The sequence below is a fragment of the Rhodococcus sp. IEGM 1306 genome, assembly GCF_036541985.1.
In the GTDB taxonomy this organism is placed as follows: domain Bacteria; phylum Actinomycetota; class Actinomycetes; order Mycobacteriales; family Mycobacteriaceae; genus Rhodococcus_F; species Rhodococcus_F qingshengii.
On sequence record NZ_JAZHFF010000002.1, the window covers coordinates 532,984 to 546,856 of the forward strand.

Here is a 13,873-nt window from a genome sequence, read left to right on the forward strand (position 1 = left end):
GGCGAAGCCCCTCAATCTCTCCGCCGCACCGATTCCTCGACCAGATCGAGAACCGCTGACAGGTTGTCGACGCCGTGGCCGGAGGCGATTCTCGCGACCAGGCCGTCCATCACCAGATCCAGGTATCCGATCAGAATTTCGGTGGGGACGTCGTCACGGAGTCTGCCTGCCGATTTCTGTCTGGCGAGACGCGCACTGGTCGCTTCCGTCAGTTCTACGGAGCGCTGTGACCACTTCTCGCGGAAATCGGCGTCGTTGCGCAGTCGACGCGCTATCTCCAGTCGCGTTCCCAGCCAATCGAATTGGTCGGGCTGCGCGAGCATGTCCCGCATGACCTGGACGAGGCCCTCTTCGGCGACGACATCTGCCATCCGGCTCGCATCCTCGCTTGCGAGAGCGAGGAACAGGCCGTCCTTGTCCTTGAAGTGATGGAAGATCGCTCCGCGGGACAAACCGGTGACTTCTTCGAGACGGCGAACTGTGGCGCCGTCGTAGCCGTATTCCGCAAAGCAGCGGCGGGCGCCGTCAAGGATCTGACTGCGCCGTGCCGCGAGATGGTCTTCACTGACCTTGGGCACGGGCATCCCTCCTTTGTCGGGTTGCCTGTGAACACTTTCGGCCGTAGGCGCTGAATGTCGACTCAGTGCACAAAGCGCTCACGACCACCGATGAAACCTGGTTCGCCTTCCGGCGAAAGTGGTCGTGAGCGCTTTGTGACCCGTCAGGGGCCGAAAGTGCTCACAGGCACGTAGTGCCTACTAGCCGCGGATCATGTTGCGAAGCACGTACTGCAGGATGCCGCCGTTGCGGTAGTAATCCGCTTCGCCGGGGGTATCGATGCGTACGACTGCGTCGAACACGACCTTCTCGCCGTTCTCGCGCGTCGCCGTGACCTTCATGGTCTTCGGGGTGACGCCCTCGTTGAGCTTCTCGACACCTTCGATGTCGAAGGTCTCGGTGCCGTCGAGCTTGAGCGAACCTGCGGACTCGCCGACCGGGAACTGCAGCGGGACAACGCCCATGCCGATCAGGTTGGAGCGGTGGATGCGCTCGAACGACTCGGTGATGACGGCCTTGACGCCGAGCAGGCTCGTGCCCTTGGCTGCCCAGTCACGCGAGGATCCGGAGCCGTACTCCTTGCCGCCCAGGACGACCAGCGGGATGCCGGCTGCCTGGTAGTTCTGCGACGCGTCGTAGATGAATGCCTGCGGTGCGCCTTCCTGCGTGAAGTCGCGGGTGTAACCACCCGAGACGTCGTCGAGGAGCTGGTTGCGCAGACGGATGTTCGCGAACGTTCCGCGAATCATGACCTCGTGGTTACCGCGACGCGAGCCGAGCGAGTTGTAATCCGCACGCTCGACGCCATGGGAGTCGAGGTACTGCGCAGCGGGGGTGCCGACCTTGATCGGACCTGCCGGGCTGATGTGGTCGGTGGTGACCGAGTCGCCGAGCAGTGCGAGGACGCGAGCGCCCTTGATGTCCTTGACCGGAGCCGGATCCATCGTCATGCCGTCGAAGTAAGGTGGCTTCCGCACGTAGGTGGAGTTCTCGTCCCACTCGAAGGTGTCACCCTTCGGGGTTTCGAGGTTCTGCCAGCGGCTGTCGCCCGCAAAGATGGTTGCGTACGACTTGCGGAACATGTCCTGGTCGATCGAGGACTTGATGGTCTCTTCGATTTCCTGCGTGGACGGCCAGATGTCCTTGAGGTAGACGGGGTTTCCGTCGGTGTCGTTACCGAGCGAATCGGTCTCGAAGTCGAAGTCCATGGTTCCGGCGAGGCCGTAGGCAATCACGAGCGGCGGGGAAGCCAGGTAGTTCATCTTGACGTCGGGGGAGATACGTCCCTCGAAGTTACGGTTACCCGAGAGCACCGCGGTGACCGAGAGGTCGTTGTCGTTGATCGCCTTCGAGACTGCCTCGGGCAGCGGTCCGGTGTTACCGATGCACGTGGTGCAGCCGTAACCACCGAGGTAGTAACCGAGCTTCTCGAGGTACGGCCACAGGCCGGCCTTCTCGTAGTAGTCGGTGACGACCTGCGAACCGGGAGCCATGTTGGTCTTGACCCACGGCTTGGTGGCGAGGCCCTTTTCGACGGCGTTGCGTGCGAGCAGTGCAGCGCCGAGCATGACCGACGGGTTGGACGTGTTGGTGCAGGAGGTGATACCTGCAACGACGACGGCGCCGTGGTCGAGAACGAACTCACCGGCGTCGGACTTGACGACGACCGGCTTGCTCGGACGGCCTTCTGCACCGTTGGCAGCAGAGAGAACGTCGACCGCTCCGTCGTCGGCAAACGACAGAACCGCGGGATCGGAAGCCGGGAAGGACTCTTCGACGGCCTCGTCGAGCTGGGTGTGCTCGGTCGGGTGGTTCTCTTCCACGTAGTTGTGGATGTCCTTGCGGAACGCAGTCTTGGACTCCGACAACAGGATTCGGTCCTGCGGGCGCTTCGGGCCGGCGATCGAGGGAACAACGGTTCCCAGATCCAGCTCGATGTACTCCGAGAAGACGGGTTCCTTGTCGGGGTTGTGCCACAGGCCCTGTTCCTTGGCGTACGCCTCGACGAGAGCGAGCTGCTCGTCGCTGCGGCCGGTGAGGCGCAGGTATTCGATGGTCTCGGCGTCGATCGGGAAGATCGCTGCGGTGGAACCGAATTCGGGGCTCATGTTGCCCAGCGTCGCGCGGTTCGCGAGCGGAACCTCGGCAACACCGTTGCCGTAGAACTCGACGAACTTGCCGACGACGCCGTGCTTACGGAGCATCTCGGTGGCGGTGAGCACGACGTCGGTTGCGGTGACGCCGGGCTTGATCTCACCGGAGAGCTTGAAGCCGACGACGCGGGGGATCAGCATGGAGACGGGCTGGCCGAGCATTGCTGCCTCGGCCTCGATGCCGCCGACGCCCCAGCCGAGCACGCCGAGGCCGTTGACCATCGTGGTGTGCGAGTCGGTGCCGACACAGGTGTCGGGGTATGCCTGTCCGTTACGCGACATGACGGTGGGTGCCAGGTACTCGATGTTGACCTGGTGAACGATGCCCATTCCCGGGGGGACGACCTTGAAGTCGTCGAATGCGCCCTGGCCCCAACGGAGGAACTGGTAACGCTCGCCGTTGCGCTCGTATTCGAGGTCGACGTTGCGCTCGAGTGCGTCGGCCTGGCCGAAGACGTCGAGGATGACCGAGTGGTCGATGACCATGTCGGCGGGGGAGAGCGGGTTGACCTTGTTCGGGTCGCCGCCGAGGGTGGTGACGGCCTCACGCATGGTGGCGAGGTCGACGATGCAAGGAACGCCGGTGAAGTCCTGCATGATCACGCGGGCAGGCGTGAACTGGATTTCGATGCTCGGCTCGGCTGAGGGATCCCAGCTTGCGATTGCGCGGATGTGATCCGCGGTGATGTTGGCGCCGTCTTCGGTGCGGAGAAGGTTCTCGGCGAGAACCTTCAAGGAATAGGGCAATTTCTCGGTGCCGGGGACGGCCGAGAGGCGGAAGATCTCGTAAGAGTTCTCACCGACCTCGAGGGTTCCCTTGGCTCCGAATGAATCGATACTGGTGCTCACGTCTGCTCCACTCGTCTATGAGGGTCGCTACCGACGGGGCTGTGTCGGCAGCTGAAGCGAGGTACTTCGGCCGGGAAGATCCTCCGTAGCTCACGCCAATCGCACAGTTCGCGTGAGAACTGTCCGAACATCGGAGCTGCAGTAGAACCTGTCCTGACCGGTGGTACCTCTTGGTCCAAGTCTAACAGTACGCTTGTCCTGTGAGAATTCAGGGCAAGTTGACCGAAACAATCTTCATGCAGACTGCGGGCCTGCGCAACGCAGGCTTGGCTGGGTGACCGCACCCACAGCTACCGCTCGGGCGGCACGCGCGGCGGTTGTGTGTGACGCCTGGTGGCAGTCGACCTGAAGTAGGGTGCATGCAGGCCCGTCGCGGGTCGGCCGCCGAAAAACGACCTCGGAAGAACTCCCCGCATCTCAGCGGTGGACGGAATCCGAACAGCACCCGGATGAGAGATGTCTGCTCCTACAAATCACGCTTTTGCGCCTGTGCACGTGAAGTCCCCGTTGCACGTCGCTGTTCCGTCGGACGTCGATCTCGACGACGTGCTCGCGGACATTTCGACGGACGGCGTCTCCGCCCCCGCGGATGATGTTGCGGGGCTGACCGCGGTGGTGACCGACGCTCGTGAACGTGGTGTCGACTTGAGCGTCGTAGTAGTCGACGCAAATCCGGGCCGGCCGTCCGATCTTCGAGACCTGGCCACGACGGTCGGCAAAACAGAAGGCGGAACGGTTCTCGTTCTGAGCCCTGACTGGATGGGTAGCTACAGCGATTCGATCAGTCGAGTGCAGCTCGAAACTGCACAGGACCGATCTTTCGGCGAAAGCGCAAGCGTGACCGCGGACCGCTTCTCGCACGAGATCGTGGCGCCAGGTCCGCCGTGGACGCTTTACACGGTCCTTGTCATCGCAGTGGTGGCGGTTATTGCCGGAATTACCTTTGCCGTCAAGTGGCGGCGAGAGCCAGAAAACGCGCAAACCAGACATATCGCTTCGCCTTCGGAAACACCAGCACCATCCGACCACCGGGCCGATTCCGTCTGACCTTGGTCCTCTTGCGAGATTTTCAGTAACTCGTCGAAAACAGGTACTCACCGCTGTTTGCGGTGAGTACCTGCCCTTTTTGGTGCCTGCATGCCATTCGACCAGCTCAAATACCGTTTGTGTTATTTGTGGCTAAAGTTTCCAAAGAGCGCTTGAGTGTCGTACGGTACAACTGGCACTTTTTGGGGAAGAAGTGTCGCAGACAGGCTGATGTTGTTCGACGCGTACTTGTCGGTTGCCTCGTTCTCGAGGTGTCGACGGTGGCGTTCGTACGGCACGTCCAGGTCGACGAGCAGCTCTCGGGCTGTGGGCGACCGGTGCTTGGTCTGCGCATTCCCTCCCCGCACGGATCGGCGACCCAGCGGGCCGTGGCGTTACACGCGAGGGAGAGTTATTTGTGAGGCAAGTAACACGTGGCGGCGAGTCCCGTCGTGGTCCTTCCCGTAAATCGATGCGCCTGGCGCAACTGGTCATCGGATTCGGCGTCGTCGGATCCCTGATCGTCGGGACGCCGGCCATGTCCTCGGCCGTACCGCCACCGCCGCCGAATCCGAGTGACTCGGATATCGCCGCGGCAGATTCGCAGGTCTCGTCGAGCGTCGGCACCGTCAGCGCGCTCATCAATCAAGTCGCATCGGCAAACGAACAGTTGTCGGCACTCGACAACGAAGTTGCGATCAAGCGTGAAGACGTCAACAAGACTCTCGTGGATCTGCAGAACGCTCGCGGCGCCGCAGACTCCGCAGCGCAGGCCGTCGGAGTCACGAAACAAGCTCTGAAGGACGCGTCGGCGCAGATCGAGGTCGCTCAGACGGACTTCGACAAGTACGCACGCTCGAGCTACGTCAAGGGCACCAATACTGCGTCGATCTCGTCGTTCCTCGACGCCAAGGGTCCTGGCGACGTTCTCGACCGCGCCCAGGTCCTCAAGCTTCTCGCCAATACGCAGAGTGCAGTGCTCGACGGTCTCCAGCGAGCACGCACCGAGCAGGCGAACAAGGATTCCGCGACCCGCCAGGCCAAGCAGCAGGCCGATGCCGCCGCCGAGGTCGCGGCACAACTGAAGGATCTGGCGGAGCAGGCGATTCAGATCGCGCGCAACGCTCTCGATCAGCAGGTAGCCAAGAAGGCCGCGATCGAAGCCGAGCGCAACTCTGCCCAGGCTCAGCTCGACGCCGCCCGCAACGCCGTCGCCGGCTTGCAGGGTCAACGCCAGGCATACGCGACCTGGGACGAACAGCGCCGTGCCGAGGAAGCGCATCAGAAGGCTCTCGAAGCCGCTGCCAAGGAAGCGGCCGCTCAGGCCGCCGCCCGTGCCGCAGCCGACCAGGCAGCCAAGGATCGAGCTGCCGCACTGGCAGCAGCCCAGCGTCCGCACACCGCGGTCGAAGACCCGACTCCGACCGTCATCCCCGACGACGACGACACCTGGACTGACGAAGAAACAGGGACCGACGAGGAAACAGGCACGGACGAAGAGACCGGCACCGACGAGGAAACGGTCACGACGCCCAAGCCCACCACCCCGAAGCCGACGACGCCGAAACCCACCACTCCGAAGCCTTCCGTCACCGGAAGCGCTGCAATCGAATCCGTCATCGACCGCGGAATGTCTCAGCTAGGCGTGCAGTATGCCTGGGGCGGCGGCGACGAGAACGGTCCGACGCGAGGCATCCGTGACGGCGGCGTCGCTGACAGTTACGGCGACTTCAACAAGGTCGGGTTCGACTGCTCCGGCTTGATGATTTATGCCTTTGCCGGCATCGGGATCTCGCTGCCGCACTACACCGGCTATCAGTACACCGCAGGCACTCAGGTTCCGTCTTCGGAGATGAAGCGCGGCGACATGATCTTCTACGGCCCCAACGCCAGCCAACACGTGGCGCTCTACCTCGGTAACGGTCAGATGCTCGAGGCACCACAATCCGGTTCGAGTGTCATGGTCTCACCGGTTCGGTGGGGCGGAATGACGCCGTACGCCGTCCGACTGGTGTCCTGACCGTCAGAGGAAATGCCGCTGACACCCGCATTGTCAGGGAAGTATCAAGTTCCCGACGTGGTGTTACGGCATCGAGCGCAACTACCTGGAATAGTTGACGAGGAACACGTTACTGTCGGTACTTTTCTAGGTGAAAGCGATGGATTCTTGGTGACCTCACGTGAAGATTCGGTCGGAACGGTCGACGTAAGCAAGGCGAGTGGAAGTGCGGACGGAGCAGCACCTTCCCTGGCAGCCGACGTTCAGACCTTGGAACGAGCGATTTACGAGGTCAAGCGAGTCATCGTCGGGCAGGACCGGCTTGTCGAGCGCATTCTCGTCGGACTTCTCGCCAAGGGGCACGTCCTCCTCGAAGGCGTACCCGGTGTCGCCAAGACGCTGGCTGTCGAGACTTTCGCGAAGGTCGTCGGCGGTTCGTTCTCCCGCGTCCAGTTCACCCCGGACTTGGTGCCCACCGACCTGATCGGCACGCGCATCTACCGTCAGGGCCGCGAGGAGTTCGACACCGAACTCGGCCCCGTCGTCGCCAACTTCGTGTTGGCCGACGAGATCAACCGTGCCCCGGCCAAGGTGCAGTCCGCGCTCCTCGAGGTGATGGCAGAACGCCACGTCTCGATCGGTGGCAAGCGGTACCACATGCCCGATCCGTTCCTGGTGATGGCGACGCAGAACCCCATCGAGAACGAGGGCGTCTACCCGCTCCCCGAAGCGCAGCGCGACCGCTTCCTGTTCAAGATCCTCGTCGATTACCCGACAGTGGAGGAAGAACGCGAAATCGTCTACCGGATGGGCGTCGCGGCCCCGGAGCCGCACCAGATCCTCGGTCCGGAGGAGTTGGTCAGGCTCCAACGTGTCGCCAGCAACGTCTTCGTTCACCACGCGCTCGTCGATTACGTTGTCCGGGTCATCGCCGCTACGCGTACGCCGCGTGAGGTCGGACTCGAGGACGTCGCGGGCTGGATCGCGTACGGTGCCTCACCCCGTGCGACGCTCGGCATCATCGCCGCGTCGCGAGCTCTCGCTCTCGTCCGCGGGCGCGACTACGTAGTGCCGCAGGACGTCATCGAGGTGATCCCGGACGTGCTGCGCCACCGCCTCGTTCTTTCCTACGACGCCATGGCCGACGAGGTGACTCCCGACGCCGTCATCGCCCGGGTGCTGCAGACCGTCGGACTGCCGCAGATCGCCGCGCGGCCGGTTCCTACCGTTCCCGGACCGCCCCAGCAGGGCGCACCGCAAGCACCGCAGTTCAACGCACCGGGCACAGCTAATCCGCAGGGCACAGCTAATCCGCAGGGCAACGGCGCGCCGATCGCGACCGCTGAGACGATGAGTCGCCCGCAGTGACCGAAGGCCGCGACGGTGGCCAGGCGACACCCGCCGGATCCACCGGTTCTCCGCCGTCGTTCCGATCCGGCGAGCTCAGCGACCCCAAACTCACCGCTGCGCTGCGCACCCTCGAGCTGACGGTTCGCCGCCGCCTCGACGGTGTGCTGCACGGCGATCATCTCGGCCTGATTCCCGGTCCGGGTTCGGAGCCGGGAGATGCCCGCGAGTATCAGCCGGGCGACGACGTGCGGCAGATGGACTGGTCCGTCACCGCACGGACGACGCACCCACACGTGCGTCAGTCGGTCGCAGATCGTGAGCTCGAGACGTGGCTCGTCATCGACTTGTCCGCAAGTCTCGACTTCGGGACCGCCGGATGCGAGAAGCGCGACCTGGTCGTCGCCGCAGCCGCGGCGATCACTCACCTGACCAGTTCGGGCGGTAACCGCGTCGGCGCCATCATCTCGACCGGCGCACAGACAACTCGAATTCCGGCCCGCGGTGGGCGAATTCACGCACAGGCGATGCTCCGCAAGATCGCGACGACTCCGCACGCGCCGGACGGGGTACGCGGTGATCTGGTCGGCGCGATCGAAGCGCTCAGACGCCCACAGCGTCGGCGCGGACTGGCGGTGGTCATCAGTGACTTCCTCGGACCGATCGACTGGGAACGCTCGCTGCGCGCCATTTCAGGACGGCACGACATGCTCGGTGTCGAAGTGGTCGATCCGCGAGACCTCGAACTGCCCGACGTGGGCGACGTGGTGCTCCACGATCCCGAGTCCGGCCGGACCAGAGAATTCACCACGACGCCGCAATTGCGCGCCGACTTCGCCAGAGTCGCCGCCGAGCACCGCGTCGAGGTCAGGCAAGCTCTACGTCGTTGCGGCGCACCGCTCATGTCCCTGCACACCGATCGGGACTGGATCGCCGACGTCGTGAGATTCATCTCGGCACGCCGACACAGTTATGGTGCCGGCGCCGGAACTGGGGGCGTTCGTTCGTGAGTCTTTCTCAATTCACCGCACCGTGGTGGCTGCTGTTCCTCGCTGTCATCGCCGCGTTGGTGGTCGGTTACGTACTCGTGCAGAAGCAGCGAGCCAAGCACACACTTCGGTTCACGAACTTCGCACTGTTGGAGAAGGTCGCGCCTTCGCGGCCCGGGCGGTGGCGTCATATTCCGGCGATTCTGATGGTCATCGCATTGGTGTTCTTCACCGTCGCCCTTGCCGGTCCGACGGCAGACAAGAAGGTCCCGCGAAACCGCGCCACGGTGATCCTCGTGATCGACGTGTCGCTGTCGATGCAGGCCACCGACGTCGAGCCGACGCGATTGGCAGCAGCGCAGGAAGCTGCGAAGTCGTTCGCCGACGGTCTGACTCCCGGCATCAACCTCGGGTTGGTCGCATTTGCCGGAACGGCTTCGGTTCTGGTGTCGCCCACCACGAATCGTGACGCGACGAAGGTCGCCATCGACAACCTCAAGCTCAGTGAGCGAACGGCGACGGGCGAAGCGATCTTCACCTCGTTGCAGTCGATCGACACGCTGTCGGCTGTTCTCGGCGGCAGCGATCAGGCGCCACCGGCGCGCATCGTGTTGCTGTCCGACGGTAAGCAGACCGTTCCCGAAAACTCGGACGATCCGCGGGGCGGATTCACCGCTGCCCGTCAGGCCAAGGACAAGGGCGTTCCGATCTCGACCATTTCCTTCGGAACGACATACGGGCGAGTCGAGATCGAAGGAGACCGAATCCCCGTCCCGGTCGACGACGCGTCATTGAAGGAGATCGCCAACCTTTCCGGCGGAAGTTTCTTCACGGCATCGAGCCTCGAAGAACTGCGCCAGGTGTACGACACGCTCGAAGAGCAGATCGGTTTCGAGACGACACGAGGCGATGCGAGTCGACCGTGGTTGGTTCTCGGCGTCGTGTTCGCGACCGCTGGTCTGACGATTGCCCTGGTACGCAGGCAGCGTCTGCCCTGATCGAGAGCAGTTCCGAATTGTCCAAATACCGCTGGTACGCGGCCCGCAGAGAATTGATAGGTTGATCGCCATGTCTACCCCTCCCACGACAGTGGTTTCCGAACGGACCGTCACCACACCGCGCTCGGTGCTCGTCACCGGCGGTAACCGCGGAATCGGCTTGGCCGTCGCTCAGCGGCTCGCCGCAGACGGCCACAAGGTAGCCGTCACGCACCGCGGTTCCGGTGTCCCCGAAGGGTTGTTCGGCGTCGTGTGCGACGTCACCGACACCGAGTCGATCGACCGTGCATTCAAAGAGGTCGAAGCGCACCAGGGGCCGGTCGAGGTCATCGTCGCCAATGCCGGCGTCACCGACGACACACTGATCATGCGAATGAGCGAAGAGCAGTTCACGAGCGTCGTCGACGCGAACCTCACCGGTACGTTCCGCCTCTCGAAGCGTGCGACCCGGTCGATGCTGCGCGCGCGTTTCGGACGGTTCATCTTCCTCGGCTCTGTGGTGGGTCTGGCAGGTCAAGCCGGCCAGGTCAACTACGCCGCGTCCAAAGCAGGCATCGTCGGTATCGCTCGTTCCCTGACAAGGGAACTCGGCTCACGTTCGATCACCGCCAACGTCGTCGCTCCCGGGTTCATCGAGACCGACATGACGGCAGCACTGGGCGACGACGTCAAGGACAAGGCCACCGAGTTCATCCCGTTGCAGCGGACCGGAAAGCCGGAAGATGTTGCAGCAGTTGTCAGTTTCCTCGCCTCCGACGATTCGGCCTACGTCTCGGGTGCGGTCATCCCCGTCGACGGCGGACTCGGCATGGGGCACTGACCCGCTTTTCGCACACACACCTTTCTCGTACGTCTGAAATCAGGAGGACATCTCATGGGCGGCTTGCTCGAGGGTAAGACCATTCTTGTCACCGGCATCATCACCGATTCGTCGATCGCGTTCCACGTGGCCAAGGTCGCGCAGGAGCAGGGCGCGAAGGTACTGATCACCGGATTCGATCGTCTGCGCCTCATCGATCGCATCGCCCAGCGACTGCCGCAGCCCGTGCCGCCGGCAATCTCGCTCAACGTCCAGAGCTCGGAGGATCTCGCATCTCTCGCCGAGCGTGTGCGCGAGCTGGCTCCCGAGGGTATCGACGGCGTCGTCCACTCGATCGGCTTCGCTCCCCGCTCCTGCCTGGGAAGCCCGTTCATGGACGCGCCGTGGGAAGACGTGGCGGTCGCATTCGAGGTGTCCGCCTACTCGTACAGCGCACTGGCCAAGGCCTTGCTGCCGGTGCTCAACGACAACGCGTCCATCGTCGGTATGGACTTCGATCCGGCGCGCGCGATGCCGTTCTACAACTGGATGGGTGTCTCCAAGGCGACCCTCGAGGCCGTCAATCGGTACGTGGCCAAAGAGGTCGGCGTCCGCGGCATCCGCTCGAACCTGGTGTCCTCCGGCCCGATCAAGACCTTGGCCGCCAAGGCCATTGCCGGTGACAGCACCGGTCCGGGCGCGGAGTTGGACAAGCTGAACACCGCATGGGACGGTGCTGCGCCCATCGGCTGGGACGTCGACGATCGCGAGCCGGTCGCCAAAACGGTCTGCACCGTTCTCTCGGATTGGTTGCCCGGCACGACCGCGTCGATCATCTACGTCGACGGCGGCTTCCACGCGATGGTCGGCTAGTAGCACCCCTTCTACTACGCAGGTGAGTACCCGGGTGACTCCCGCCGAACGGCATCGCGCAAGATTGAACTCATGACCGCAAGTATGGACATGCAGTTCGATGCTCTTCTCGTTTTGTCGTTCGGCGGTCCCGAGAAACCCGAAGACGTACGGCCGTTCCTCGAAAACGTCACCCGCGGTAGGGGAGTGCCACCGGAGCGGCTCGACGCCGTCGTCGAGCACTACATGCATTTCGGTGGAGTTTCGCCCATCAACGCGCTCAACCGAGACCTGATCGAACGGGTCGAAGGTGAGCTGGCAGCAGCCGGCGTGGATTTGCCCGTGTACTTCGGCAACCGCAACTGGCACCCGATGGTCGAAGACACCGTTGCCAAGATGCGCGAGGACGGTGTCCGCAACGCCGCCGTGTTCGCCACGTCGGCGTGGGGTGGTTACTCCGGATGTCGGCAGTACCACGAGGACATCGCTCGCGCCCGTGAGGCGGTCGGTGACGGCGCACCGACGCTGACAAAACTTCGCCAGTACTACGACCATCCGCTGGTCGTCGGCGCGTTCGCCGACGGTGTGCGCGCGGCCCGCGCAGAGTTGCCCGAAGCGACTCGCGATACTGCGCGCCTGGTGTTCACCGCGCATTCGGTACCGAGTGCCGCAGACCGCAATGCAGGGCCGCCGGCAGAGGGCGGAAACCTCTACAGTCGACAGGTCGCCGAGGCCGCGAAGTTGGTTGCTGAGGCCGTCGGCGCCGAGGATTTCGATCTGGTGTGGCAGTCGCGATCAGGCCCGCCGCAGGTTCCGTGGCTGGACCCCGACATCTGTGATCACCTGGATACGTTGTCCGCCAAGGATGTTCGCGCCGTGATCGTGTGCCCCGTCGGTTTCGTCTCCGATCACCTCGAAGTGGTGTGGGACCTGGACACCGAGGCCAAGGACAAGGCAGCCGAACTCGGGATGGATTTCGTTCGGGCAGCAACGCCCGGCCGCGATCAGCGTTTTGCGCAGCTGGTGCCCACGCTCGTTCGGGAACTGGCCGAGGCCGAGCAGCCACTGCGACTGGGGGTCGAGCCGCTGCTCGGCTCGACCACCAACGGTCTCTCGTGTGCGGTCAATTGCTGCGCGGCCGTTCAGCGTCCCCGCTGACGGTCCGGCGCTCAGGTGTTCGGATGCTTGAGCTTTCCGCAGGGCCCGGGAACGGTGGACGTGCTGCGCGAGGTGAGGAGCGTCTCGACGATCTGTCGATCCTCGGGGCTCAGTGACGGGTCTATGTAGTTGAGTTCGGGCGCGCCCAGTTCGCGGACTCGCCCGGCGAGGGTCGCGACAAACGAGACGCGTTCTTCGTCGTCGTCGTTGACGTCGTGGATCTGCAGCACCGACACCGGAAACTTACGCAGCGTCACAGGCAGGAAGCGGGCGCCGAGCACATGGTCGACGTTGAATCCCGCCCACTGCCCCTGGTTGGCCTCCACGCATTCGGCGTCGGAGTGAATTGCGCTCTCGCCGATGTACTTACGTGCGGGCAGCATCTTCTTGGGTGCAAGTTCGGATGCGCCCTGCTGAAGGACGGGAAAGTCGCCGTCCGAGTACAACCAGGGCTGGTTGGCCATCTTGATCAACCGACCGGCGTCCAGATCCGGGAGATAGCGAGACTTGAGGAGAAACGCGACGCTGTCGACCGAGATGCCCAGCAGTTCTGCGGCCTTCTGTCGGCTCATCGCGAACGTCGGGGCATTCTTCGGGGCGATCTGGATCAAATTGACCATGCGAACTCCTGTAAGTGTTCAATTGTTGCGGGTTTGGTACAGCTGACATGACAATTCGCCGATTATCAACCTCTAGCTGATTTCCGACTTGTAGATGAGTCGGTTGTCACCATCCGAGTTCACGCAACCGGGGATCTCCGATCCCGAAGTGGTGGCCGATTTCGTGGATCACTGTTCGGCGAACTTGCTCGATCACCTCGTCTTCGGTGCTGCAGATCGCACAGATGGCCCTGCGGTAGATCGTGATGCGGTCGGGAAGGACGCCGGCGTACGTGGTGGTTCTCTTGGTCAGTGGGATGCCCTGATACAGCCCGAGTAGCCCCGGTCGTCCACCTTCGAGTTGAACGGTCACTGCGACATTGGCCATCTCCGCACCCAATTTCGGTGGCAGGCTGTCGAGCGCCCGCTTGACCATGTCCTCGAACTGGCTGTCGTCCACGTCGATCATTTGCCCATTGTGCGTGCGGGGGCGGGATCCGGGTGTGTCCATGTGGAAACAGTGCAGCTTACGGCTATGTTCATTGC

12 protein-coding genes are annotated in these 13,873 nt (G+C 63.3%); 8 read left to right on the forward strand and 4 right to left on the reverse strand.

Features of this window, described 5'->3' with window-relative positions; genetic code table 11:
• Positions 1-11 precede the first annotated feature (11 nt).
• Together V3587_RS09235 and acnA are read right to left on the reverse strand one after the other, a co-directional pair.
• On the reverse strand, positions 12-578 hold the full coding sequence (locus V3587_RS09235) for a TetR/AcrR family transcriptional regulator (RefSeq protein WP_003944970.1): 567 nt from the start codon (positions 576-578) through the stop codon (positions 12-14).
• 180 nt (positions 579-758) lie between these two features.
• Positions 759-3,560: an aconitate hydratase AcnA gene (gene acnA, locus V3587_RS09240; RefSeq protein WP_007727883.1), complete on the reverse strand. Its 2,802-nt coding sequence runs from the start codon at positions 3,558-3,560 to the stop codon at positions 759-761.
• A 456-nt stretch (positions 3,561-4,016) separates the two neighbouring features.
• Between acnA and V3587_RS09245 the strand changes: the two genes are divergently transcribed.
• The 8 genes from V3587_RS09245 (at position 4,017) to V3587_RS09280 (ending at position 12,728) form a co-directional block, all read left to right on the forward strand.
• Complete coding sequence (locus V3587_RS09245) at positions 4,017-4,607, forward strand: Rv1476 family membrane protein (protein ID WP_070162284.1); 591 nt, start codon at positions 4,017-4,019, stop codon at positions 4,605-4,607.
• 451 nt (positions 4,608-5,058) lie between these two features.
• Positions 5,059-6,606 carry an NlpC/P60 family protein gene (locus V3587_RS09250; RefSeq protein WP_003944866.1) on the forward strand — a complete coding sequence of 516 codons (1,548 nt, stop codon included), beginning with the start codon at positions 5,059-5,061 and terminating at the stop codon, positions 6,604-6,606.
• A 150-nt stretch (positions 6,607-6,756) separates the two neighbouring features.
• The gene (locus V3587_RS09255; protein WP_003944917.1) at positions 6,757-7,953 is read left to right on the forward strand and encodes an AAA family ATPase; all 1,197 of its coding nucleotides are present in this window, start codon (positions 6,757-6,759) and stop codon (positions 7,951-7,953) included.
• The gene (locus V3587_RS09260; protein ID WP_283376413.1) at positions 7,950-8,942 is read left to right on the forward strand and encodes a DUF58 domain-containing protein; all 993 of its coding nucleotides are present in this window, start codon (positions 7,950-7,952) and stop codon (positions 8,940-8,942) included. Before V3587_RS09255 ends, V3587_RS09260 begins: the two co-directional genes overlap by 4 nt.
• Complete coding sequence (locus tag V3587_RS09265) at positions 8,939-9,919, forward strand: VWA domain-containing protein (RefSeq protein ID WP_003944878.1); 981 nt, start codon at positions 8,939-8,941, stop codon at positions 9,917-9,919. Before V3587_RS09260 ends, V3587_RS09265 begins: the two co-directional genes overlap by 4 nt.
• 70 nt (positions 9,920-9,989) lie before the next feature.
• Positions 9,990-10,739 carry a 3-oxoacyl-ACP reductase FabG1 gene (fabG1, locus tag V3587_RS09270; protein ID WP_007727875.1) on the forward strand — a complete coding sequence of 250 codons (750 nt, stop codon included), beginning with the start codon at positions 9,990-9,992 and terminating at the stop codon, positions 10,737-10,739.
• A 54-nt stretch (positions 10,740-10,793) separates the two neighbouring features.
• A complete protein-coding gene (inhA, locus tag V3587_RS09275) occupies positions 10,794-11,591 on the forward strand; it encodes an NADH-dependent enoyl-ACP reductase InhA (RefSeq protein WP_283376414.1) in 798 nt (265 codons plus the stop codon).
• 84 nt (positions 11,592-11,675) lie between these two features.
• Complete coding sequence (locus V3587_RS09280) at positions 11,676-12,728, forward strand: ferrochelatase (protein WP_047270404.1); 1,053 nt, start codon at positions 11,676-11,678, stop codon at positions 12,726-12,728.
• Positions 12,729-12,739: 11 nt separating this feature from the next.
• On the opposite strand, the gene V3587_RS09285 is transcribed toward V3587_RS09280, so the two are convergent.
• Together V3587_RS09285 and V3587_RS09290 are read right to left on the reverse strand one after the other, a co-directional pair.
• Positions 12,740-13,348 carry a transcriptional regulator gene (locus V3587_RS09285; protein ID WP_007727873.1) on the reverse strand — a complete coding sequence of 203 codons (609 nt, stop codon included), beginning with the start codon at positions 13,346-13,348 and terminating at the stop codon, positions 12,740-12,742.
• A 106-nt stretch (positions 13,349-13,454) separates the two neighbouring features.
• Positions 13,455-13,796 carry a metallopeptidase family protein gene (locus V3587_RS09290; protein WP_003944783.1) on the reverse strand — a complete coding sequence of 114 codons (342 nt, stop codon included), beginning with the start codon at positions 13,794-13,796 and terminating at the stop codon, positions 13,455-13,457.
• Positions 13,797-13,873 lie beyond the last annotated feature (77 nt).

What these genes read in the sequence shown, in the direction of transcription:
- V3587_RS09245 (WP_070162284.1), top strand. Translation starts at nt 4,017, where the DNA reads ATGTCTGCTCCTACAAATCACGCTTTTGCGCCTGTGCACGTGAAGTCC.
- V3587_RS09250 (WP_003944866.1), top strand. Translation starts at nt 5,059, where the DNA reads ATGCGCCTGGCGCAACTGGTCATCGGATTCGGCGTCGTCGGATCCCTG.
- fabG1 (WP_007727875.1), top strand. Translation starts at nt 9,990, where the DNA reads ATGTCTACCCCTCCCACGACAGTGGTTTCCGAACGGACCGTCACCACA.
- inhA (WP_283376414.1), top strand. Translation starts at nt 10,794, where the DNA reads ATGGGCGGCTTGCTCGAGGGTAAGACCATTCTTGTCACCGGCATCATC.
- V3587_RS09280 (WP_047270404.1), top strand. Translation starts at nt 11,676, where the DNA reads ATGGACATGCAGTTCGATGCTCTTCTCGTTTTGTCGTTCGGCGGTCCC.
- V3587_RS09285 (WP_007727873.1), bottom strand. Translation starts at nt 13,348, where the DNA reads ATGGTCAATTTGATCCAGATCGCCCCGAAGAATGCCCCGACGTTCGCG.
- V3587_RS09290 (WP_003944783.1), bottom strand. Translation starts at nt 13,796, where the DNA reads ATGATCGACGTGGACGACAGCCAGTTCGAGGACATGGTCAAGCGGGCG.